At 68.5% G+C, this 23,135-nt stretch carries 20 protein-coding genes; 6 read left to right on the plus strand and 14 right to left on the minus strand.

The window, feature by feature from the left end; all coding sequences use genetic code 11:
* Positions 1 to 26: 26 nt before the first annotated feature.
* From GO592_RS21800 to GO592_RS21815, 4 genes are all read right to left on the minus strand, one after another.
* Positions 27 to 2,000: a vWA domain-containing protein gene (locus tag GO592_RS21800; protein ID WP_007301170.1), complete on the minus strand. Its 1,974-nt coding sequence runs from the start codon at positions 1,998 to 2,000 to the stop codon at positions 27 to 29.
* Positions 2,000 to 3,385: a sigma 54-interacting transcriptional regulator gene (locus tag GO592_RS21805; RefSeq protein ID WP_005238585.1), complete on the minus strand. Its 1,386-nt coding sequence runs from the start codon at positions 3,383 to 3,385 to the stop codon at positions 2,000 to 2,002. Before GO592_RS21805 ends, GO592_RS21800 begins: the two co-directional genes overlap by 1 nt.
* Before the next feature lie 63 nt (positions 3,386 to 3,448).
* Positions 3,449 to 3,865 (minus strand): DoxX family protein, encoded by a 417-nt coding sequence (locus GO592_RS21810; protein WP_007301169.1) that lies wholly within the window; start codon positions 3,863 to 3,865, stop codon positions 3,449 to 3,451.
* Positions 3,862 to 4,275, minus strand: a complete 414-nt coding sequence (locus GO592_RS21815; protein WP_007301168.1) for a VOC family protein — start codon at positions 4,273 to 4,275, stop codon at positions 3,862 to 3,864. The genes GO592_RS21810 and GO592_RS21815 overlap by 4 nt, the downstream gene beginning before the upstream one ends.
* Positions 4,276 to 4,411: 136 nt before the next feature.
* Here GO592_RS21815 and GO592_RS21820 point away from each other — a divergent pair, with 136 nt between their 5' ends.
* Positions 4,412 to 5,056, plus strand: coding sequence for a winged helix-turn-helix transcriptional regulator (locus GO592_RS21820; protein WP_007301167.1), 645 nt, complete (start codon positions 4,412 to 4,414; stop codon positions 5,054 to 5,056).
* 8 nt (positions 5,057 to 5,064) lie between these two features.
* On the opposite strand, the gene GO592_RS21825 is transcribed toward GO592_RS21820, so the two are convergent.
* Positions 5,065 to 5,376, minus strand: a complete 312-nt coding sequence (locus GO592_RS21825) for a hypothetical protein (protein ID WP_007301166.1) — start codon at positions 5,374 to 5,376, stop codon at positions 5,065 to 5,067.
* Between the two features lie 164 nt (positions 5,377 to 5,540).
* Between GO592_RS21825 and GO592_RS21835 the strand changes: the two genes are divergently transcribed.
* Both GO592_RS21835 and GO592_RS21840 read left to right on the plus strand, forming a co-directional pair.
* Positions 5,541 to 6,113, plus strand: coding sequence for a DUF4126 domain-containing protein (locus tag GO592_RS21835; RefSeq protein ID WP_007301165.1), 573 nt, complete (start codon positions 5,541 to 5,543; stop codon positions 6,111 to 6,113).
* 17 nt (positions 6,114 to 6,130) lie between these two features.
* A complete protein-coding gene (locus GO592_RS21840; protein ID WP_007301164.1) occupies positions 6,131 to 7,096 on the plus strand; it encodes an alpha/beta hydrolase family protein in 966 nt (321 codons plus the stop codon).
* On the opposite strand, the gene GO592_RS21845 is transcribed toward GO592_RS21840, so the two are convergent.
* Complete coding sequence (locus tag GO592_RS21845; RefSeq protein ID WP_007301163.1) at positions 7,097 to 8,191, minus strand: N-acetylmuramoyl-L-alanine amidase; 1,095 nt, start codon at positions 8,189 to 8,191, stop codon at positions 7,097 to 7,099.
* Positions 8,192 to 8,737: 546 nt separating this feature from the next.
* Between GO592_RS21845 and GO592_RS21850 the strand changes: the two genes are divergently transcribed.
* Positions 8,738 to 8,971: a hypothetical protein gene (locus GO592_RS21850; RefSeq protein WP_005259967.1), complete on the plus strand. Its 234-nt coding sequence runs from the start codon at positions 8,738 to 8,740 to the stop codon at positions 8,969 to 8,971.
* Between the two features lie 55 nt (positions 8,972 to 9,026).
* Here the strand turns inward: GO592_RS21850 and purH are convergent, their stop codons facing one another.
* From purH to GO592_RS21870, 4 genes are all read right to left on the minus strand, one after another.
* Positions 9,027 to 10,583: a bifunctional phosphoribosylaminoimidazolecarboxamide formyltransferase/IMP cyclohydrolase gene (gene purH / locus GO592_RS21855; RefSeq protein WP_007301162.1), complete on the minus strand. Its 1,557-nt coding sequence runs from the start codon at positions 10,581 to 10,583 to the stop codon at positions 9,027 to 9,029.
* Positions 10,576 to 11,241 (minus strand): phosphoribosylglycinamide formyltransferase, encoded by a 666-nt coding sequence (gene purN / locus GO592_RS21860; protein WP_007301161.1) that lies wholly within the window; start codon positions 11,239 to 11,241, stop codon positions 10,576 to 10,578. The genes purH and purN overlap by 8 nt, the downstream gene beginning before the upstream one ends.
* A 69-nt stretch (positions 11,242 to 11,310) precedes the next feature.
* The gene (locus GO592_RS21865) at positions 11,311 to 12,834 is read right to left on the minus strand and encodes a cell division protein PerM (RefSeq protein WP_039952981.1); all 1,524 of its coding nucleotides are present in this window, start codon (positions 12,832 to 12,834) and stop codon (positions 11,311 to 11,313) included.
* 111 nt (positions 12,835 to 12,945) lie between these two features.
* Positions 12,946 to 14,022 (minus strand): DUF5336 domain-containing protein, encoded by a 1,077-nt coding sequence (locus tag GO592_RS21870; protein WP_007301159.1) that lies wholly within the window; start codon positions 14,020 to 14,022, stop codon positions 12,946 to 12,948.
* A gap of 126 nt (positions 14,023 to 14,148) precedes the next feature.
* Between GO592_RS21870 and GO592_RS21875 the strand changes: the two genes are divergently transcribed.
* Entirely contained in the window at positions 14,149 to 14,775 is a 627-nt protein-coding gene (locus GO592_RS21875) for an IMPACT family protein (protein WP_005259975.1), read from the plus strand.
* A gap of 60 nt (positions 14,776 to 14,835) precedes the next feature.
* Here the strand turns inward: GO592_RS21875 and sucD are convergent, their stop codons facing one another.
* From sucD to GO592_RS21890, 3 genes are all read right to left on the minus strand, one after another.
* Positions 14,836 to 15,738 carry a succinate--CoA ligase subunit alpha gene (sucD, locus tag GO592_RS21880; protein ID WP_005238543.1) on the minus strand — a complete coding sequence of 301 codons (903 nt, stop codon included), beginning with the start codon at positions 15,736 to 15,738 and terminating at the stop codon, positions 14,836 to 14,838.
* 15 nt (positions 15,739 to 15,753) lie between these two features.
* Complete coding sequence (sucC, locus tag GO592_RS21885; RefSeq protein ID WP_005238541.1) at positions 15,754 to 16,923, minus strand: ADP-forming succinate--CoA ligase subunit beta; 1,170 nt, start codon at positions 16,921 to 16,923, stop codon at positions 15,754 to 15,756.
* 265 nt (positions 16,924 to 17,188) lie between these two features.
* Entirely contained in the window at positions 17,189 to 19,141 is a 1,953-nt protein-coding gene (locus GO592_RS21890; protein ID WP_039952979.1) for a hypothetical protein, read from the minus strand.
* Between the two features lie 231 nt (positions 19,142 to 19,372).
* On the opposite strand from GO592_RS21890, the gene GO592_RS21895 reads away from it, so the two are divergent.
* A complete protein-coding gene (locus tag GO592_RS21895; protein ID WP_007301157.1) occupies positions 19,373 to 20,434 on the plus strand; it encodes a M23 family metallopeptidase in 1,062 nt (353 codons plus the stop codon).
* 75 nt (positions 20,435 to 20,509) lie between these two features.
* On the opposite strand, the gene pcrA is transcribed toward GO592_RS21895, so the two are convergent.
* Positions 20,510 to 22,996, minus strand: a complete 2,487-nt coding sequence (pcrA, locus tag GO592_RS21900; protein WP_039952977.1) for a DNA helicase PcrA — start codon at positions 22,994 to 22,996, stop codon at positions 20,510 to 20,512.
* Between the last annotated feature and the right edge of the window lie 139 nt (positions 22,997 to 23,135).

Genomic DNA, 23,135 nt, shown 5'->3' on the forward strand with positions numbered 1-23,135 from the left:
AGTACTCACGGGTGGCGGAGCCGCACCTAGCGGCGGCGACGCATGTAGTCGCTGACGACGGCGGCGCCGAGACCGTCCAGACCGGGCGCCACGACGCGTCCGCCGACCCGCTCGGCCATCCGGTCCACCACCCGCGCGAGACCGGGATCCTCACCGAGCCGGAAGAACGTGACGTGGGCGCCGAGGCGGGCGAGAGTGTCGAGTTCCCGGACCGTCAGACCGAGGGTCCGGGCGCTCGGCGGGTAGTCGAAGTACGCGAAGCCGTCCGGCTCGAGGTGGGCGGTCGGCTCGCCGTCGGTGACGATCAGGACCACCGGCTGGGCGTTGGGGTGCCGGCGCAGATGCCGGGCGGCCAGCAGCAGTGCGTGGTGCAGATTGGTGCCCTGGTCCCACGCGCCGTCCAGGCCGGCCAGCTCCGTCGGCGTCAGCACCTGCGCGTGCCTGCCGAACGAGATGAGTTGCAGTTCGTCACTGCGGAACCGGGTGCTCACCAAGTGGTTCAGGGCGAGGGCGGTGCGTTTCATCGGCACCCACCGGCCCTCCATCACCATCGAGAACGACGTGTCGACCAGCAACGCGACCGCCGCCTGCGACCGCTGCTCGGTCTCCATCACCTCCACGTCCGTCACGGACAACCGGACCGGGACGCGACCGCGTTCGGCCCGATCGGATGCCGCCCGCAGCACCGCGTTGGTGATCGTGCGCGTGACGTCCCACGGCTCGGTGTCGCCGAACGCCCACTCGCGGGACGCGCCCGTCGGCTCCCCCATCGCCCCGGCCCGGCGCGTCTCCCGTTGCCCGCCACGCGACGACAGCTGCTGCGCCACGTCCCGCAGAGCCGTCTGACCGAGTTGGCGCATCGCCTTGGGCGACAGGCGCCACTGGCCGTCCGCCCCGCGGTCGAAGAAGCCTTGATCGCGCAGTGCCTTCTCGAGTTCGGCGAGGGTCTGCGCATCGGCGGCCGCCTCGTCGCCCAGTTGCCGGGCCAGAGTCTCCGCGTCGATGTCGTCGAGTTGTGCGCCCGCGTACTGCTGCGACAGCTGCTCGGCGAGCGACTCGAGTTCCGCGATGTCCTGCAACGCCCCGGTGCCCTCGCCCAGGCCCATGCCGTCGTCGCCGCGGAACCGCTGTGCGCCCTGCCAGTCCTCGCCCGGGCGCGCGGCCTGTAGATGCTGGTCGAGGCGGTCCAGCTGTCCGATCAGCGACGGATCGCCGAACGCCTGCTGCGCCAGCGCATCCAGTTCGTCGCGCTGCTCCTGCGACAGCGAGTTCCGCAGGCGCTGCGCCGCCGCCGCCCGCTGCGCCAGCGAATCGAGCAGTTCCTCGACGTTCTGCGGGTTCTCGGGGAAGTACTCCCCGTGCTTGTCCATGAACTCGTCGAACTGTTCCTGCGTGTCCTCGCCGCGCGAATGCTTGTCGAGCAGGTCGTTGAGGTCGGCGAGCATCTCGCGGATGCGTTCGCGGTCTTCTTCCGTGGCACCCTCGAGGGCCTGTTTCATGCCGGCGAACCGCTGGTCCAGCATTTCGCGGCCCAGGAGGTCCCGGATCTTCTCGTAGTCCTCGCGGGCTTCCGAACTGCGCCAGTCGTAGTCGGCGAGTTCTTGCACGGCCTGCGCGGTGGACGACGACAGTTCCTCGAGACGCATCTCCGAGAAGCGGGCGTCGTCGTCGAGCGCGCGGGCCAGTGTCTTGCGTTCCTCGAGCACCGCGCGGTCGAGGAGTTCCCGGACCTCTTCGAGTGTGCCGTTCAGGTTGTTCCGCTTCAGCAGTTCACGGCGACGCCGATTGGCCTCGGCCGCAAGTTCGTCCAGGCCGCGCATGTCCCGGTTGCCGCGCCGGAGCATCTCGCGCAGCGCCTGCCGCGGCGACGTGCCGGCGAACACGTCGTCGCCGATCGCGGCCAGGGCCTCACGCAGGTCCACCGGCGGCGCCAGCGGATCACCGCCCTCGTACGGCCCGTACCGCGCGTTGTGCGGTCCGCGCTCCGCCTTGCGGGACATTACGAATACACCGTCTGCCCGTTGATGTCCGGGTTCTTCGAGATGCGTCGCGCCAGGTACAGGCCTTCGAGGGCGAACTCCGCGGCCGCGGCCCGCTCGCCGTCGGACTCCGCGCCCAGACGCTCGGCCAGCTCGTCGAGGACCTCGAGTTCGGGCAGCTCGTTCAGCAGTGCCTTCGCCGTGATCCGTTCACCGGTCACCACCGGGTCGCCCTGTTCGACCGCGTCCACGAGCTCCGCCAGGTCGATGCCGCCGAGCCGGGTGCGGACGGTGTCGGCCGTCGCCCGCCGGAGCAGGTGCTCGAGGACCTCGATCTCGCGCCCTTCCTCACCGGATTCGAATTCCACCTTGCCCCGCAGGACGTCGACGACGGTCTCCAGGTCGACCGGCCGCGCGACCGGATCGGCTTCACCGAGCACAGCGCCGCGATGCACCGCAGCGGCACTGACGGTTTCGGCGCCTGCCACCGCGAAGCGGGCGGACACACCCGACCTCTGATCGACCGACGTCGACTCGCGGAGCAGACGGGTGAACCGGGCCAGGATCTCGAGGAGATACTCGGGCACCTCCGCGGTGAGGTGCGCTTCCTGAAGGATGACCGCGACTTCGTCGTCGAGCCGGGTCGGGTAGTGCGTCCGGATCTCGGCGCCGAACCGGTCCTTCAGCGGGGTGATGATGCGACCGCGGTTCGTGTAGTCCTCCGGGTTCGCGCTGGCCACCATCAGGACGTCCAGCGGGAGCCGGAGGGTGTATCCGCGGACCTGGATGTCGCGTTCCTCCATGACGTTGAGCAGCGACACCTGGATGCGTTCGGCGAGGTCGGGCAGTTCGTTGATGGCGACAATGCCCCGGTGCGCGCGGGGGACGAGCCCGAAGTGAATGGTTTCCGGGTCGCCGAGACTCCGGCCCTCCGCGACCTTGACCGGATCCACGTCACCGACGAGGTCCGCCACCGACGTGTCGGGGGTCGCGAGTTTCTCCGAATACCGCTCGCTGCGGTGCCGCCATGCGACGGGGAGGCTGTCGCCCAGTTCCTGCGCCCGGCGGATGGACGCCGGGGTGATGGGCTCATAGGGATGCTCCCCGAGTTCGGAACCGGCGATCACCGGGGTCCATTCGTCGAGGAGCAGATTGAGGGTGCGGAGGAGGCGGGTCTTGCCCTGACCACGTTCGCCGAGCAACACCACGTCGTGACCCGCGATGAGAGCCCGTTCGAGCTGTGGTTCCACCGTCTCCTCGAAACCGACGATGCCGGGCCACGGATCACGGCCGTCGCGTAGGGCCGCGAGCAGATTCTCGCGGATCTCTTCCTTGACGGTGCGTTGAATGTGGCCCGACTCGCGGAGCTCGCCGACGGTGGAAGGTCTGTGTTCCGATGACGTCACCACTCCACGCTACGAGGGTTCGAGCGAATCGGCACGCGGTTAACGCGCGCCGACCCGCCCGGGTCAGTCCTCGCGGCGCAGCGGGAGCAGTTCGCGGACCTTGCGGTCGCGCAGGTACAGACCCGCCCAGACCGCGATTCCGACGTACACCGCGAACAGCACCGTGCTGAACAACGGCTTCTCGACGCGCCAGTTGGTGAGCACCGCCCCACCGAGGTAGCCGGTCAGCAGCACCGCACCCAGCGGGGCCGTTCGTGGCACCAGGTAGAGCACCGTGCAGAGGAGCAGCACCACGCCGATCGGCACGATGATGTGCATCGGCAGTCCCAATTCGGCGGCCGAGTCCTCCACGGGTCCGATCTTCAGGAGCTTGCCGACCGCGTCGAACAGGAGGAAGGCGCCGACGAGGCCGCTGAGGACCCAGCCCGCCTTGCGCGCGGTTCCCGACTCCGCCGTCACGGGTGTGGTCGCGGTGCTCACGACTCGTTCCCCTGCGCCGCATCGACATCCATCCACATGACCTCCCAGAGGTGACCGTCCGGGTCCTGGAAGCTGCGGCCGTACATGAATCCCTCGTCCATCGGATCGTTGGAGAAGGATCCGCCCGACGCGAGCGCCTTGTCGGCCAGCGCGTCGACGGCCTCACGGCTGTCCGCGGAGATGCAGATGATGGATTCGGTGGTCGTGGTGGCGTCCGCGACGGCCTTCTTGGTGAAGGTGGAGAAGAACTTCTCCGTCAGCAGCATGACGTGGATCTGCTCGCTGACGACGATCGACGACGCGTTCTCGTCCGAGAACTGGGGGTTCTTCCGGTAGCCGAGCGCCTCGTAGAAGGCCGTCGATTTGCCGAGGTCCTTCACGGGGAGGTTCACGAAGATCATGGTCGACATCGAATTCTCTTTCCGTCGGTGGAGCTGAGTGTTTTCGGGTGACGAGCCGTGCGACCTTGTGGAGCAGATCACCTACCAATGTTGCAAAAAGAAACCTCTTGATGTCAATAGGCAACTTCGGTCTATAGTTGAAACCATGGCACGGCAGACTTACGGGCAGTACTGCGGACTCGCGCACGCCCTGGACATCGTGGGACAACGCTGGGCACTGCTCATCGTCCGAGATCTCCTGGTCGGACCGCGGCGATATACGGATCTCAAGCAGGGTTTGCCGGGCATCCCGTCCAACATCCTCTCGGCGCGCCTGAAGGAACTCGAGGACGCCGACGTGATCGCGCGCCGCGCGCTGCCCCGGCCGTCGAACGCGGTGGTCTACGAACTGACCGACTACGGCAACGCCCTGGAGGACGCCGTGAAGTCGCTGGGCCGGTGGGGCGCCCGCACCCTCGGCGAACCCGACCCGGACGATGCCGTGACCGTCGACTCGATGGTGATGGCGCTGCGATCGACGTTCCACCCCGACGCCGCACGGGACGTCACACTCACCTACGAATTGCGGCTCGGGCCGATCGTGCTGTCCGCCCGCATCGACCGCGGCGCACTCGAGGTCGTGGAGGGCGCAGCCGACCGGCCCGACCTCGTGATCGAGACCGGGCCGGCGGTGAAGGCACTGATGGCACGCGAGCTCACCCCGGAGGACGCCATCGCCCTCGGCAGCGTGTCCGTCACCGGCGATCCGGCGCTACTCGCCACGTTCGCCGACGTCTTCAGCATTCCCTGAGATTGCGCCTACGCGGCTGCACCATACGAGGCCAGGGCGTCCAACTCGTACCACGCGGAGCGGTAGCGATCGAGTGTCACCGGATCAGCCTCCGCCACAAGGGAATCGAGCAGGACTCGTGGATCGTCGCGCCATGCCCGGACCACGTCCGCGACCGCGCGGTTCGAGAACAGACCCGACCCGGTGAGCGCAGACACCCACTCGTCGATCGCTCCCCGGTGAATCCGCTCGACGGCCTCCCGGCGGAATCCACCGTCGACGAAGTCGAGGGAGAACATGGCGGCGACGACATCACCGGTGGTCAGCTGTACGACGTTCATGGTGCGGCACCTTCCTGGAGTCGGGGGCTGTTCTCGGACGTAATCCGTTGGAACAACTGGTGATGCAGACGCTAATCGCCGATTGTGTGAGTTCTGTGATGCTTCTCTGAGATCTCGGCCGCGATGCCCGCCTGCCGTGATAGCCGAGCTTCTACACTCCGTGCATGGAGACGTGGGTTCTGCCCGGACTGCTCGGCCTCGGCCTCGCCGCCGCGTCGGGACTGCGCACGTTCCTGCCGTTGCTGATGCTCAGCGCCGCGGTGCACTTCGAGGTGCTCGGGATCACCCTGAACGAGTCGATGCGGTGGCTCGGTTCGACCGGGGCGCTGGTCGCGCTGTCGATCGCGACAGTGGTGGAACTGACCGCCGATCTCATCCCGTTCGTCGACAACGCGCTGTCCGTGATCGGCAACGTCACCGGTCCCGCGGCGGGTGTCATCGCGACCTGGGCGGCCTTCGCGGACGTGGACCCGTCGACCGCCGCGATCGCCGGAATCGTCATCGGCGCGCCCACCGCTCTGGCGTTCAGCACCGCGCAGACCGGGACCCGGGCGGTGAGCACGGCCTCCACCGGCGGACTGGCCAATCCCGTGGTGTCGGTGATCGAAGACGTGGTCTCGTTCGTCACATCCCTGATCGCCCTGCTGCTTCCGCTGCTCGTCATCCCGCTACTCGCATTCCTGCTGTGGTTCGCGTGGCGAGGGGTGCAACGGGTGCGGCGACTGCGCGCGACGTGAACTGGTAGACAGTCCCCATGCCTGACACCGAGATCACGTTCGACAGCGGTGCCGTCACGTACTACGGCAGCCTGCGCACCCCCGACCACGCGAACGGGTCGGCGCCCGCCGCGCTGCTGCTCGCCGGCAGTGGTCCCACCGACCGCAACGGCGACAGCGCCCTGCTCCCCGGTGACATCGGAACGCTCCGCCATCTCGCCGACGTGCTCGAACAGCACGGCATCTCCAGCCTGCGCTACGACAAGATCGGCAGCGGCGAGACCGCCCTCGGCCCCTACGAGGTGGAAGAAGTCGGGGGTCTCGGATTCACCACCTTCGTCGACGCCGCGTCCGCGGGCCTCGACTTCCTGGCCGCCCAACCCGGGGTCGACCCGTCGAAGCTGATCGTCATCGGTCACAGCGACGGCGGACTCGTCGCCCTCGCGCTCGCCACCGCGGAAGACGAGTCGCGGGTGCGCGCCGTCGGACTGCTCGAACCGCTGAGTGTCCGGCTCCTCGACCTGCTCACCACACAGATCCACGGTCAGCTCGACGCCGTCGTCGGCACCGGCCAGCTGCCGGTGGAACTGGCCGACGAACTCCGGCTCGCGCTCGCGGACACCGTCGAATCGCTCCGCACGTCGGGCACGATCCCCGACGACCTTCCGGAACCGTTGCAGAACGCCGGGCTGGTCCATGCCAACGCGAAGGCCCTAGCGGAGGAGGACGCTCTCGACCCGCGCGCACTGGCCGGCCGGCTGCCCGCCGGGTTCCCCGTCCTCACCAGCTGCTCCGCCAAGGACATCCAGGTGCAGCTCGCGGACGTCGACGGCCTGAACGACGCCCTCGCGCACACCGCGCTGACGCCGGTGCGGATGACGAACGCCAATCACGTCCTCAAGGACGTCGGCGACCGTCCGTCCACCGGACCGGATTATGTGGAACCGCTCCCCTACTCGGCGGAGTTCACCGAACCGTTCAGCAGGTGGATCGCCGCTCTGTGATCAGTTCCCGCCGGCTCCGGTGATCACGGCCATCAGTGTGCTCGCCAGTTCGGACACGAGCCCCAGGTTCTTGTCGTTGACGAGATCCTCGAGCCCGTCGAGGCCCTCGACCTCGAGCAGTGGCGCGAGCATCTCCATCAACTCGGAGAACTCCGCCGACTCCGGGGCCGTCGACTGCGGGGTGGCCTTCGGGGTGGTCGCCTTCGGCGTCGTGGTGGTGGTCGACGACGCGCTGTCCTCGCTCGCCTCGGGCGTCGTCGTGGTGGCCGCCGGTGCTGCCGCGAGTTCCTCGGCCGGCGCCGACTGGGACCCCGTCAGCAGGTAGGTGACGATGCCCGTCGTGATGGTGATCGCGTGCTTCAACTGGCCGTCGGTGCTCTCCAGCTGGGCGGAGTCTTCCTTGTTGGAACCGTTGCCCATCTCGACGAACACCAGCGGCACCTGAGTCAGCGCGGGTCCGGCTACATCGGCGCGGGTCTGGAGGCCGTCGTTCACGCCGGCGTAGTTGGCGGGAACGAATCCGTCCGACTTGTAGGCGTCGCGCATCATCTTCGACGCCTCGAGGCCGCCACCGGACTGCGCCGCGTCCGCCTTCTCGTCGGGAATGGGCAGCGACGGGATGATCATGTGGAACCCGTGCTTGCTCGCGTCCTCGCCCTGCGCCGTCGAGTCCGCGTGAATGCTCACCGCGAGATCGGCATTCGATTCGCTTGCCGCACGCGCTCTTTCGTCGACGCATCCGCCCCAGCCGGTGTCGTCCTGACGGCTCAGGACGACCTTCGCGCCGAGACTCTCGAGGCTGCTCTTCACCAGCTGGGAAACGTTCCAGTTGATCGTGTGCTCGGGCACCCCGCCCAGCGACGTCATGCCACTGGTCTGGCAGTCCTTCGTGTTGCCCCGGCCGTCGTTCACCTGCTGCGCGAGGTCGTGGCCCTCGCTCGAACCCTGATGTCCGGGGTCGAGGAACACCGTCATCCCGGACAGTTCGGTGCCGGTCGCCGTCGCCGCGGGTTCTGCCGAAGCCTGAGCAGGGATGAGCACGGACGCACCCAGGACGCAGGCGCCGAGGCCGGCCTTGATCGCAAATCGGTTCATAACGGGAATGGGCGCACCGTCGCAGTCCGGGCGCCACTCTCCTTCCACAGGTGCCACTCGAGTCACATCAGCCCCGAGTGAATCAGCTGCACCGTGCGTGCGGGCAGCTCGAGGCCGGATCGAAAGCAACCTGTGACCAAAGTGTGGGATTCGACAGATGCGTACCGATCAGCCACACGCCGACGCAATCGCCGGTGCTTCATACGAATCCGTGCGCGGAGGTGAACGGGACGGCAACTCTGGGCCAAGAGCCGCTGCTCAACCCTGCATTTCGGCGCAGTGGCCGGATAATGGAAGTGCAAACCCTCAACCGGTGCTGTACGGTCATCTACCAACCAGCAACGACACGCAGAAAGGTACGGACATGATGCAGCTTCACGCGCTCTTCGCATCCGTACCCGCATGGCGTCGCTGCTCCGCCGACAAGCACATCACCAAGTTCGGCGCACCCCGAGAATGTTGAGACTCACACCACGTCATTCTCGGGCACCCAGGGCAAACCCCTCGGGTGCCTTTTCTTTTACCTTTCACTTTCAGGAGCACCCCATGAAACTTCGCATCAACCAGCTGTCCACCTCTCCCCCGTATCTCGACCTGCCAGACGACCTCACCGGGTACGCCGTCACCCTCGACCTGTCGCACTGCGATGCCGCCCACGAGGCCGGCCTGGGTGAGCTGATCAGCGAGGTCCGCAGCCGCGGCGCCGCCCGCGTGGTCATCACCGGTTCGCCGCGCGAACTCCAGGGCACGGCCCGAGCACACGGGGCCGCAGCCGCCTGACGACGCAGAACGGGCCCCGGCATGATGCCAAGGCCCGTTCGAGAGTTGCCGAACGCTAGTGCGCGAAGTGCCGCGCGCCCGTCAGGTACATGGTGACGCCGGCTTCCTTGGCCGCATCGATCACCTCGTTGTCGCGGACGGAACCACCCGGCTGCACGACTGCCTTGACGCCGGCGTTCGCGAGCACCTGCAGTCCGTCGGGGAACGGGAAGAACGCGTCCGACGCGCCCACCGACCCGACCACCCGGTCACCGGCCCGCTGCACCGCGAGGTGCGCGGAGTCGACGCGGTTGACCTGGCCCATGCCGACGCCGACCGACGCGCCGTCGGAAGCGAGCAGGATCGCGTTGGACTTCACCGATCGGCACGCGCGCCACGCGAACTCGAGATCCTTCAAGGTCTGTTCGTCGGCGGCGTCGCCGACGGCCAGCGTCCAGTTGGCCGGGTCGTCGCCCTCGGCGTCGAGCACGTCGCGCTCCTGCAGGAGCGCTCCACCGGACACGGGACGCAGTTCGATTCCCGTCGCGGTCGGTGCCTCGGCGAGGAGGACGCGGATGTTCTTCTTGCGTTGCAGCACTCCGAGCGCACCGTCCGCGTAGGACGGGGCGATGATCACCTCGGTGAAGATCTCGGCGACCTGCTCGGCCATCTCGACGGTGATCTCGCGGTTCGCGGCGATGACTCCGCCGTATGCGCTGACCGGGTCGCAGGCGTGCGCCTTGCGGTGTGCCTCGGCGATGTCGGCTCCGACCGCGATGCCACACGGGTTCGCGTGCTTGATGATCGCGACAGCCGGCTCGCTGAAGTCGAACGCCGCACGCCAGGCTGCGTCGCCGTCGGTGTAGTTGTTGTACGACATTTCCTTGCCGTGCAACTGTTCCGCCTGAGCCAGACCGGCCGGGGCGGCGGGGTTCACGTAGAGGGCCGCGGCCTGGTGGGGGTTCTCGCCGTACCGCAGGACAGCCGAGCGGTCCCAGGTGGCGCCTGCCCACTCGGGGAACTGGGAGTCACCCGGTTCGACCAGCGTGGACGTCATCCAGCTGGCGACCGCGACGTCGTACGACGCGGTGTGCTGGAACGCCTGCGCAGCGAGGGTGGTGCGCTCGGGCAGCGTGAAGCCGCCGTCGGCGACGGCGGTGAGCACGTCGTCGTAGCGGGCGGGATCCACCACGACCGCGACCGACGGGTGGTTCTTCGCGGCGGCACGCACCATGGACGGTCCGCCGATGTCGATCTGCTCGACGCACTCGTCGGGGGTCGCACCCGATGCGACGGTCTGCGTGAACGGGTACAGGTTCACGACCACCAGCTGGAACGCCTCGATGCCGAGTTCCTCGAGCTGCGCGAGGTGCTCCGGCTTCCGGGTGTCGGCGAGGACGCCGGCGTGCACCCGCGGGTGCAACGTCTTGACCCGGCCCTCGAGGCATTCAGGGAAACCCGTCAGCGCCTCGACGGGGGTGACCGGGATGCCGGCGTCGGCGATCTTCGCTGCAGTCGACCCTGTCGACACCAGCTCGACGCCTGCCTTGTGCAGGCCCGTAGCCAGTTCGACCAGACCGGTCTTGTCGTAGACGCTGACGAGCGCTCGGCGTACTGCCTTGCGTTCACTCACTGGGGATCACGGCCTTTCGTCCATCGGAAACAACTCCACGGGTGGCGACAGCGGCGATGACGTCCGCCAACAACCGTCGCTCCACAGTCTTGATGCGCTCGTGCAGGGTCGACTCGTCGTCGCCGTCGAGCACAGGCACGGGTTCCTGCGCCAGGATCGGGCCGGTGTCGACACCGGCGTCCACGAGGTGGACGGTCGATCCCGACACCTTCACGCCGTAGGCCAAGGCATCCGGGACCGCGTGCGCGCCGGGGAATGCGGGCAGCAACGCGGGATGCGTGTTGATGATGCGACCGCCGAAGCGCTCCAGGAAGGCGGGACCGAGGATCTTCATGAAACCCGCCGACACGACGAGCGACGGCTGGTGGGACGCGACGGCCTCGGTCAGCGCGACGTCCCAGGCGGCACGGTCGGCGTGGTCGCGCAGGCTCACCCGGAAGTGGGGAATGTCCGCCACGTTCGCGTGGGAGGTCGCATCACAGTCGCGGTCGACGCCGACGGCGACGATCTCGGCGGGATATCCGTCCGTGTGTGTTGCTTCGATCAGCGACCTCAGGAGGGTTCCCGCACCGGAGGCGAGTACGACGATCCGCGCCGGCGAACCGGTCGTGGGCCTCAGGTGGTCACGCGAGGAAGTCAGCGCACTACTCCTGAACAATCGAAAGGCCGGGTGAATCGAAAGACGGGCAAAAAATGGGGGCGGTCGCATCGTCGACCGACCAAGAGCCTAGTCGCTGGGGGTTGCGGGCCCTCGGGGCAGGTCGGCTTCCGGGCTCTCGGCGGCGTCTGCGGACCCCTCGGGTTCGTCCGTCGGCGTGTCTTCCTCGACCTCTGCGTCCACCACGACCTCGGCCTCGGCGCCGGTGTCCTGCGGTGCAACCGGCGCTGCCGGCGCTTCGGTCTCGTCGACGAGTTCGGCTTCGATCACCCGACTCGGCGCGACGTCTTCGGCGACCACCGGTTCCTCGGTGATCGGGGCGGCGATCGCCGGAACCTCCTCCTCGCCGGGCAGATGCGGCTCCTCGTCCTCGGTGTCGGCGTCGTCCTCGTCCACGGCGCCCCGGCTCCGATGCCAGGCCACGACCACCGCTGTCACCGCGCCCGCGAGTCCGAGCCACGCGAACGTGAGCAGTCCGAACGCCCACCAGTGCAGCTCGACCGTTCCGAATGCGCCGAGCCTGCCGCCGGACACGAGGCCGAGCACCGCCGTCACCACGCCCACCCCCGCGGCGGCGGTCAGCACGGTGAACAGCGCTTCCTGCCCGGCGACGCGACGCCCGCAGTCGCGTCCGAGCATCACACCGATCAGCAACGGAATCACCAGCAGCGCGGGCCAGGCACCACCCGACACCCCGTCGGGAACGGCGCCGAGCAGCGGCAACGGCGGCAGCGAACCACCGACGTTCCCGAACACGCTGACCGAGACGTCCCCGATCTGCGCGGTCCCTCCGATGACCGCGGCCGCGGCACCCACCACGACGTTCGGCAGGTACAGCACCGACAGGATCGTCAGTCCGAGCATTCCGACGACGCCGTCGCCGCGCTCGAGCAGCGAGCCGACCGTCGACCACTCCATCAGCAGCGAGATCGTGACCATGACCGCGCCGGCACCGAGAATCGCCGTCAACGCGCGCAGTCCCGGCTGCACCGCGTCCCGGACCCACGACGGAACCTGCGCACCGAGCGTCGGCCACATCGCGACCGTCACACCGATCGCCGATGCAAGCAGGTGCACGAACAGCACCCACCCGAACGCGGCGAGCGCGTTCGGGGAGGACAACGGGATGACCGCCGACGCGTCCGCGATGACGGCGAGGCTGATGGCCGTCACGACCAGCGGTCCGGCCACCGCAGCGCCGATCACCTGCAGAGCGTGCCGCCGCGAGGACGCCGGGTGCACCACGGCGGCGCATCCGCGGGCGACGACCCACATCATCCCGGCTGTCGGGATCAGCGGGAGGACACCGAGTGACGTGCCGTCGATCGTCAACGGCACCTGGTGAATCGCCAGCCACGACGCCGCGATGGCACCGAACGTTCCGGTGAGGTCGCTGTTCGCCGCCACCAGCGTGACGACGATGAGTGCGGACAGCAGGACGACGGTGACGCCCGCGGGCCGGAACGCGACCGCGAGCAGCGCCCGCATCTCGTCGGCGTCGGGCACGGGTCGCTGTCGCGGGACTTGCCGCTCGTCATTACCGACGGCTCGCCGTCGTGCACCCTGTGCGACGCGCTGCGCACGATCAACCAAAGGACTCATCCCCTCGAGAGTGGCACTCCGACGCCGCGGCGGCGGTCAGGCGCGCCGCACAGAAGTGGCCTCCGACCACGTTGGGTCAGAGGCCACCTGCTGGTTGGGCCGCTACTTGTCGTCCCTGTCGGCGCGCGTGTCGAACGCCTGGGTCGGCGCGCTGTAGCCCTCCGATTCGGACTTCTCGGCCGAGTCTGCCGACTTCGCCTCGGTGGAAGGCTGCTCGCCGTACTCGAGCGTGCGCTCCACGGGGGACGACTCGGACTGCGAGCCGTACGCGGGCGCCGCGTGCTGCGCGGAACCGTAACTGGTGCCGGCCGGGTACTGCGAGCTGGGCGTTCCGGTGGACTGCGACGGGCTCGACGGCTGCGAGTACCCCTGGTACTGCGGCTGCTGGTAGGCGGTGGTCGGGGCGTCGTACGACGCGGACCCGGCACCCGCCGCGGCTCCGTAACCCGGCTGCTGGGGCTGCCCGTAGCCCTGACCGTAGCCGGTCTGGCTCTGCGAGGGCTGACCCTGCTGGCCGTAACCCTGCTGGCCGTAGCCGGGCTGGTTCTGCTGGCCGTAGCCGGGCTGCGACTGACTCTGCCCGTAGCCCTGCGGGGCGCTCTGACCGTAGCCCTGGGGCGGCTGTCCGTACGACTGCTGCGGGCCCTGCCCGTAGCCCTGCGGGGCGCCCTGGCCGTAACCCTGCGGCGCCTGACCGGGCTGCTGACCGGGCTGACCGAAGCCCGCGGCTGCGGCCGGCTTGGGCGCCGGCTGCTTCAGGAGTCCGATGTCGAACAGCGTGGCCGCGACGGCCACGGCCGACTGGATGAATCCGAGAACGAGGATCAGGATTGCGCCCCAACCCGAATCCGCGTCGACGTTGAGGAAAACGAACAACGCGACAACCCAGCCCGCGACGGACGCCGCCGCTGCCGCGCCCGCGTAGGACTGCTTCGGAAGGAGCGAGACTGCCGCGAGGAGACCACCGAGGAACAGGAGGCCGAGCCCGTCCGTGTTGGCTTCGAACGAGTTCACGGACTCTCGCGCCAACGTGGCGTACGGGGCGAACCCGAGCAGTAGGTTGAGGACACCGAGAACTGCGACACCGATCAGAAGGAAGAAGCCCAGGCCTTTCGGTTCTCCCCCTGCAGTCGGTTGCGCGGGCGGACCGTAACTCGGTCCTCCGGGCGTGAACGTCATGACTTCTCCTAGTCGACAAGTGGTCGTCTGCGTGCGCTCTTCCGACGCTAGCCTACGTATACCCGTCGGTCACTGCCGTCACTCGCGGCCCGCGGCGCCGGGAACAGCGCAGGAGACAATGGTTCGGTGCCGTACACCCTCGCTCCCCACACCGCCGATCTCACCCTGGAGACGGAGGTGAAGCACTCACGTTTCATCGCCGCGCTGCGGCGCGTCGAGGACGCCGAGGCGGCGCAGGCCTTCGTCCAGGATCGGCGGCGGGCGTATCCCGATGCGCGACATCACTGTTCGGCGTACATCATCGGAAACGGCCCCAGCGACCGGGTCGAGCGTGCGAGCGACGACGGCGAACCCGGTGGCACCGCGGGCATTCCGATGCTGCAGGTACTCAAGGCCCGTGATCTCGTCGACGTCACGGTGGTCGTGACACGGTACTTCGGGGGAATCAAGCTGGGCGCGGGCGGACTGGTGCGCGCCTACTCCGGCGCGGTGGCCACAGCGGTCGATGCCGCACCCCTCGTGCGGAGGGAACTTCGCCACCTGCACACCCTCGCCGTCGGCCACGCCGAGGCGGGACGCGTCGAGTCGGAGTTGCGTGGGCGGGGCGTCGTCGTGGTGGACACGACATACGGGGAATCCGCGGTCCTCACCCTCGCGGCGAGGGACTCGGCGGAGTTGGCCGATCTGGTCGCTGCCGTCACGTCGGGGACGGGGACACTCGATCCGGCCGGGGAGATGTGGGTCGATGCCTGAACGGCCCGTGCGCCTTTCCGGTAGCGGGAGCTACCAAAAAGGCGCACGGGCGCGGAGCGCCTAGGCCTGGACGGTCAGGCTCTGCAGGATCTCGCGAGCGAGCGCAGCGGTCTCGGACGGCGTCTTGCCGACCTTCACGCCGGCAGCCTCGAGGGCGTCCTTCTTGGCCTGCGCGGTGCCCGAGGAACCGGAGACGATGGCGCCTGCGTGGCCCATGGTCTTGCCCTCGGGGGCGGTGAAGCCCGCGACGTAGCCGACGACCGGCTTCGTGACGTTCGCCTTGATGTAGTCGGCGGCACGCTCCTCGGCGTCGCCACCGATCTCACCGATCATCACGATGACCTTGGTCTCGGGGTCCTTCTCGAACGCCTCGATGGCATCGATGTGGGTGGTGCCGATGACCGGGTCGCCGCCGATGCCGATGGCGGTGGAGAAGCCGAAGTCACGCAGCTCGAACATCATCTGGTAGGTCAGCGTGCCGGACTTGGACACGAGACCGATCGGGCCGGTGCCCGCGATGTTGGCCGGGGTGATGCCGACCAGCGACTCGCCTGGGGTGATGATGCCGGGGCAGTTGGGTCCGATGATGCGGGTCTTGTTGCCCTTGGAGACGTTGTACGCCCAGGCGTACGCCGAGTCCTGCACCGGGATGCCCTCGGTGATGACCACGAGCAGCGGGATCTCCGCGTCGATGGCCTCGACGATGGCGTCCTTGGCGAAGGCCGGGGGAACGAACGCGATGGAGACGTCCGCGCCGGTCTTCTCGATGGCCTCGGCGACGGTGCCGAAGACGGGCAGCTCGACGCCGCCGTCGTGGGTGACGGTGGTGCCGGCCTTACGGGCGTTGACACCGCCGACGACCTGGGTGCCGGCCTTGAGCATCAGCGCGGTGTGCTTCGTGCCCTCGCCGCCGGTGATGCCCTGGACGATGACCTTGGAGTCCTTGGTCAGGAAGATAGCCATGTTTTTTGAGTCCCTTTACTTTGCGGCGAAGGCCAGCTCGGCAGCCTTGTCGGCAGCCTCGTCCATGGTTCCGACGACCGTGACCAGCGGGTGGGCGGCCTCGGCGAGGATACGACGACCCTCTTCGACGTTGTTGCCGTCCAGGCGGACGACCAGCGGCTTGTTGGCCTCGTCACCGAGCGTCTTCAGGGCGCCGACGATGCCGTTGGCGACCGCGTCACACGCGGTGATGCCACCGAAAACGTTCACGAACACGCTCTTGACCTGCGCGTCGTTCAGGATGACGTCCAGGCCGTTCGCCATGACCTCTGCGGAGGCGCCGCCACCGATGTCGAGGAAGTTGGCCGGCTTCACGCCACCGTGCTTCTCACCGGCGTACGCGACGACGTCCAGGGTCGACATGACCAGGCCGGCGCCGTTACCGATGATGCCGACCTCACCGTCGAGCTTGACGTAGTTGAGGTCGTTTTCCTTGGCCTTGAGCTCGAGCGGGTCCGTGGCGTCCTTGTCCTCGAACGCCTCGTGGCCGGGCTGACGGAACGCAGCGTTCTCGTCGAGCGTGACCTTGCCGTCGAGTGCGAGGATCTGGTCGTCCGGCGTGCGGACGAGCGGGTTGACCTCGACGAGGAGAGCGTCTTCGTTGATGAAGACCTCCCACAGCTTCTGGATCGTCACGGCCGCTGCGTCGAGCACCTCGGCGGGCAGCTTTCCTGCCTCGGCGATGCTGCGCGCGAACGCGAGGTCGACACCCTTGACGGCGTCCACGGGGATCTTCGCGAGAGCGTCGGGGTTCTCCTCGGCGGTGACCTCGATCTCGACGCCACCCTCGACCGAACACATGGCCAGGTAGGTGCGGTTGGTGCGGTCGAGCAGGAAGGAGATGTAGTACTCCTCGGCGATGTCACTCGCCTCTGCGACCAGCAGCTTCTTGACGACATGACCCTTGATGTCGAGGCCCAGGATCGCCTCGGCGTTGGCCTGGGCGGCATCGGCGTCGGCGGAGTACTTGACGCCACCGGCCTTGCCGCGGCCTCCGACCTTGACCTGCGCCTTGACCATCACGGGCTTGCCGATTTCTTCGGCAATCTCGCGTGCGCCGGCGACCGTGTCGGTAACACGCCCAGCCGAAGTCGGCACCTCGTGCTTGGCGAAGAGTTCCTTCGCCTGGTATTCGAAGAGATCCATCTGCTCACCGTCTCGTCTGCGTTGACACCCGCTCGAGGGGTAGGAGCGGGTCTGTTTTGGACTTTAACCAGTTGCCGGGCCCGGTCTGCGGCCGCGTGTCTGCTATGTGGTCCACATCACGCGATAACACGCATTGAGGCGAGCCTCACCAGAGGTACTGAGGCGAGCCTCACCAGAGGTACTGAGGCGAGCCTCACCAGAGGTACTGAGGCGAGCCTCACCAGAGGTACTGAGGCGAGCCTCACCGCGGTCGACGGGGCGGACCTCACCGATTTCTGCTGCGTGTCGTGAGGGCCGCGGCAGCCGCAATCAACACTATGCCCACGGTTGTCGGGACGACACCGGCCCCCATTGAGGGATCGGTCACCCGGGCCGCGGTGAGCGGCCACGACAGGAGGTATACCCCCACCACAACGGCCGAACCGAGCAGGAGTGCCACCGCCCGGGCCGGGCGGGCACGTGAGGCGACGATCACTGCGAGGACCACCGCGACGCCCAGTAGGACGCGCCCCCACACGTCGAGGTTCCACGGGAACTCCGCGAACGACGCGGGCGCGTAGTCGTCGCCGCGTGCATCGGTCCCGTGGAAGAGCGGCAGTCCCAGTCCGACGAACGCGGCGACCGCCCCGAGACCCCCGACCGCGAGGACCGCGATCGAGGTGGACGGTTCCTCGGACGTGTCGATCTCCTCGCGTTCCGCCGAACCGGCGAACCACGTCAGCACGCCGGTGACGCCGGCGGTGACGGCCGCACACCACAGCAGCGCGGCACCGATTCCGGCGCCGATTCCGGGGACGTCGGTGGCGAGCACGACGGACTGCGACACCAAGGCGACGGAGAACGGGATCGTCACCCACAGCACTCCGACCGCGGGCCGGACGGTGGAGGCGAACTCCGACAGCAGCAGCCAGACGCAGCCGACGACGAGCACGAGGGCGGCCACGAGCACGACCCGGGTGGCGTAGATGTCGGGGCGCACGGCGTCGGCCGGGATGTCGAGGACGGGGAGCAGGGCACCGGCGGCGGCCAGCACGGCGGTGACGATTCCGGTGGTCCCGGCGGCGACGTGCCAGCGGGCGATCCGAGCGCGGGCCGCGGCGGCCTCGGCTCGCAGCGCCGCCTTGGCGACGCCCTTCGCGGACGGGGTGACGGCCCCCTTCTTCGCCTGGCCGCCCTGAGCAGGCGCGGACGACGAGGGTGTGGCGAGCGTCTTCAGGATCCTGGTGTCGCGAGCCCGGTCGACCATCGGGATGCAGACACCGACGAGTACGAGGACACCGGCGCCGACGGTCCCCCACACCGCGCCGGGCCCGGGCTGGATCCGTTCGCCCGCGGCGAGTCCGGCCACCAGGCGCGTCCCGACCACGCCGAGCGCGGCCAGACCTGCCCCGACGAGCGCACCGGACGCCACGGGCGGCGAGATGGACGCCAGTGCGGAGGCGACCACGATCAGAACGGCCGCCGCCAGGACCCCGGCGCCCGCGGACGCAGCCAGATCCGACTCGACGACCGTCGGGACGAGGATGACCGGATCCTCGGATACGAAGGCGGGCGCGAACAGCGCGCCGACGAGCACGACGGCGGCGACCACCGCGACGGCGGACGGCAGGAATCCGACGCGGGCGCCCGTCGCCCGTCCGACCTGTTCGGAGCTGCGGGCGTCGCCGTAACCGTCCATCAGCGATTCCCGGTGGACCGCGACCATGCCGAGGAGGCCGGCGAAGGCGATCAGCAGGTGTCCGGCGAGGGCGGCGTACGCGCCGGACCCGGCGGCGAGCTCGGCCGCCGTCTTGGGCCGGAACAGTTCGAGTCGATTGGCGTCGATGGCGTCCGTCCACAGCTGTGTGTCGAGCACGGCAGCGCCGAGGGACACCGCACCGGCACCGGCCAGCAGCGCACCCGCCACCGCAGTGCGCCGGGCAAGAACCGCGGGGACGGCGAGAACGGGTGCCGCGACGGCGAAGACCGCAGCCCACAGCGCGGCTGCGCCGATCGCCGCCGGCGCGGCCACCCCGTCGGCCGAACGGACGGCGTGCAGCACGGGCGCCGAGGCCACTCCCACACCCCCGACGAGACCCAGGACAACCGCGAGCACGCACCCCCGGCGCGCACGGGCGGGATCGGGCTCCTCGACGGCCGTCAGCCCGGTGCCGCCGGACGAGGGAATACGTTCGGGCTCGGCCCTACGCCCGTCCGGAGATCGAGTTGATGACGCCACAGGCCGACGCTAGCGCTAACCCACTGCCTCCCCCGCGTTGTGACACGCGCATTCAGGGACGAGATTGAACCGAGACGAAAAGTGGGTTCGACGTTTCCCCAGCTCAGTTTGTGATGCCCGTCACATGTAGCCGTTCCTCCGCGTTACAGGTTGCGCGCATCGCAACCGTTTCGTTACCGTCGCCAGGGTCTAAGTCACAGGCAGGTCACGAGCAGGAGGACGGACGGGCGTATGCACCATCGCAGCCAGTTCACGGCCAGCCGTTTTGTGAGTCACCACGATGACGAGTTGCGGGGTCACAACGACGAAGTCGCGCCCACGTACCCCCCGAGGTCGGTCGAGCGTTATCCCGAGACCGATAGTTCTGAGATTTCACGCATGCTCTTCCGCAATTCGCAGTCCACACGCTCCACCCCCGACAGCGTCGACGCCGGCAACGGCTTCGAGACCGTCGACACCGAGTCCGAGATTCCCGGCTTCACTCCCCGCAGCGGTTCCGAGTCCTTCGAGGGCGCACCCTCCCACTCCCGCCGCGGAGCCCACCGCATCCCGACTCCCCCCTCAGCTCTCAAAGGCCGCGCAGCAGTCCTCGCTGTCGCAGCGGGCGCCGTAGTCGCCGCAGGCCAGGCCGCCGTCACCAGCGGATCGTCCAGCTCCTCCGACCACTCCGAGGTCGCCCTCGCCAGTGACGAGTCGAGCACCATCGGAACCACCGCCGAGCCGCAGGCCGCGCAGTTCTCCACGGTCGCCGACACGGCCACGTCCGAGTCGAACGCCCCGCAGGTCCTCAACATCGCGAACCCGACCGACCTGTCGCAGTTCAGCAACCTGCTCGCCAAGGGACAGCGTTTCAGCGAAGAGCGCGCCGCCCGCGAAGCCGCTGCCCGCCGCCCCCTGTTCGTCCTCCCCGCCGTGGGAACCTTCACCTCCAACTTCGGAAGCCGCTGGGGCACCCTGCACGCGGGCGTCGACATCGCCGCCCCCATCGGCACCCCCATCGTGGCCGTCGCCGACGGCGAGGTCATCGACTCGGGTCCGGCTTCCGGGTTCGGCATGTGGGTCCGCCTCAAGCACGCCGACGGCACCATCACCGTCTACGGGCACATCAACACCTCCACCGTCACCGTCGGCCAGAAGGTCATGGCGGGCGACCAGATCGCGACCGTCGGCAACCGCGGCTTCTCCACCGGCCCGCACCTGCACTTCGAGGTCCACCTCGCCGGCGAGAACAAGATCGATCCCCTCCCCTGGCTGGCCTCCCGCGGCATCAGCCTCGGCCCCGAGATGGACTGACCGAAACCCTTCGGCTCCACCCGAACACACGACTGCGGCGCATGCATTGCATGCGCCGCAGTCGTTTCGCCGTCGCTACAGCTTGACCATCGGGACGCCACCGATCAGCATCAGCCGGACCTTGCCCGCGCTGCCGAAATCGATGGTGACCGTCGCGGTCGGGCCGGCGCCCTTGGTCTCGAGGACCGTGCCGAGGCCGTACTTGTCGTGACTGACACGGTCGCCGACCGTGAGCACCAGGTTGTTGTTGCGGGAACGGGCGGCGCCGAAGCTCGGCGTGCCTGCCGACCCGCCGCCGTAACCGGAACCGCCGCCGAAGCCCCCACCGCCGTATCCCGATCCACGCGCACGGCCACCGCCGATCGCACCACCGGAACCGATACCGGTGCCCGGGTCCTCACGGCGCCAGTGCACGAGATCCGACGGGATCTCCTGCAGGAACCGCGACTCCGGGTTCTGGATGGGCTGGCCCCACGCCGACCGCATGACGGCCCGTGTCAGATACAGCCGCTGCCGGGCACGGGTGATGCCGACGTACGCGAGCCGGCGCTCCTCCGACAGTTCCGTGGGGTCGCCGAGCGCCCGCATGTGCGGGAACTGACCGTCTTCCCACCCGGTGACGAAGACGACGGGGAACTCGAGCCCCTTCGCGGTGTGCAGGGTCATCAGCGTGACGACGCCCTCGTCGTTGTCGGGCAGCTGATCGGAGTCCGCGACCAGGGACACCCGTTCGAGGAACGCGGCGAGGGAACCGGGATCGGGTTCACCGTCCCGGGCGTCGACGTCGCCGTCCTCCGGCGGTTCCACGAGGCCCGCCGCGTTCCGCGCGTCGGAGCTGAACTCACGCGCCACGCTCACGAGTTCGTTGAGGTTGTCGAGACGCGCCCCGTCCTGAGGGTCACTGCTCGCCGCGAGCTCGGCGCGGTAGCCCGTCCGCTCCAGGACCGCCTCGACGACGTCGCCGATGTCGCCGAGCTGGTCGGGGACGACGTCATCCACAGTGGTCTCCGGCGGGAGCATCACCCGCAGTCCGTCCATGAGCTCGAGGAACGACGCGATGGCCTTCTGGGAACGGGTGTTCAGCAGCGGTACGCGGCCCTCACCGCCGTCCCGCAGCGCCTCCGCGAAGCTGATGCCCCGTTGCTCGGAGTGGACGGCCACACAGGCCTCGGCGCGGTCGCCGATGCCGCGGCGGGGCGTGTTGAGGATCCGGCGCAGGCTGACGGTGTCGTCCTCGTTCGCGAGGACACGGAGATACGCGACGATGTCGCGCACCTCCTTGCGCTCGTAGAACCGCACTCCGCCGACGACCTTGTACGGAACGCCGAGCCGGATGAAGATCTCTTCGAGGGCACGCGACGAGTTGTTGGTGCGGTAGAACACGGCGACGTCACCGAACTTGGCGTCGCCGGAATCGACGAGCTTGTCGATCTCGGACGCCACGAACGACGCCTCGTCGTGCTCGTTGTCGGCGACGTAGCCGGTGATGAGCTCACCCTCGCCCGAATCGGTCCACAGCCGCTTCTCACGCCGGCCGGTGTTCTTCGAGATCACCGAGTTGGCCGCCGACAGAATGTTCTGGGTGGAGCGGTAGTTCTGCTCCAGCAGGATGGTGCGGGCGTCCGGGTAGTCGCGCTCGAATTCCTCGATGTTGCGGATCGTCGCGCCGCGGAACGCGTAGATCGACTGATCCGCGTCGCCCACCACGCACAGCTCGGCCGGGGCGACCCGGTGGTCCGCGTCCTCGCCGTCGGCGGTTCCGCCGACCAGTTCACGCACCAGCATGTACTGGGCGTGGTTCGTGTCCTGGTACTCGTCGACCAGCACGTGGCGGAACCGCCGCCGGTAGTATTCGGCCACCTGGGGAAACGCCTGCAGCATCGCGACCGTCTCGCCGATCAGGTCGTCGAAGTCCAGCGCGTTCGCCGACCGCAACCGCTGCTGGTAGTGCCCGTACACCTTGGCGATCAGCCGCGGCAGTTCCGCCGGATCCTTGTCGGCGTCGGCGCTCGCCTGCTCCGGGTCGACGAGCTCGTTCTTGAGATTCGAGATGTGGGTGGCGAGCAGCCGCGCCGAATAGCGCTTGGTGTCGATGTTCAGATCCTTGGCAATCATCGTCAGGAGCCGCCGCGAATCGTCCGCGTCGTAGATGGAGAAGTTCGAGTTGAGGCCGGGGAGCAGCGCCGCCTGGGCTCGCAGGATCCGCACGCAGCTGGAGTGGAACGTGGACACCCACATGCTGTTGGCCCTGGGGCCGACGAGGTGGGCGACGCGTTCCCGCATCTCCGCGGCAGCCTTGTTGGTGAACGTGATGGCCAGGATCTGACCGGGCATCACCCCCCGCTCGGCCAGCAGATATGCGATGCGGCGGGTGAGCACAGCCGTCTTGCCCGAACCCGCACCCGCGACGATCAACAGCGGAGACCCGGCGTGCACGACCGCTTCCCGTTGCGGTGGGTTGAGGCCCTGGAGGAGCACGTCCGACCCTGCGCGCGCCGGTGCGGCGGCGTGTGAAGGCGACGTGGTGCTCAGGGGAGAAGCGGTGCCGGAGATAGTGTTCATCAACTATCAAACTTACCGGCGTGTACCGACAGCGTCACAGCCGCTTGGCCTGCGCGGTACCGCCATGGCAAACTGGTACACATGTTCAGTCCGCCGTCGCGCCCCCTGTGGCGATTTTTTTACGGGTACCGGCCTCCGG

The organism is Rhodococcus sp. 21391 (genome assembly GCF_016772255.1).
In the GTDB taxonomy this organism is placed as follows: Bacteria; Actinomycetota; Actinomycetes; order Mycobacteriales; family Mycobacteriaceae; genus Rhodococcus_F; species Rhodococcus_F opacus.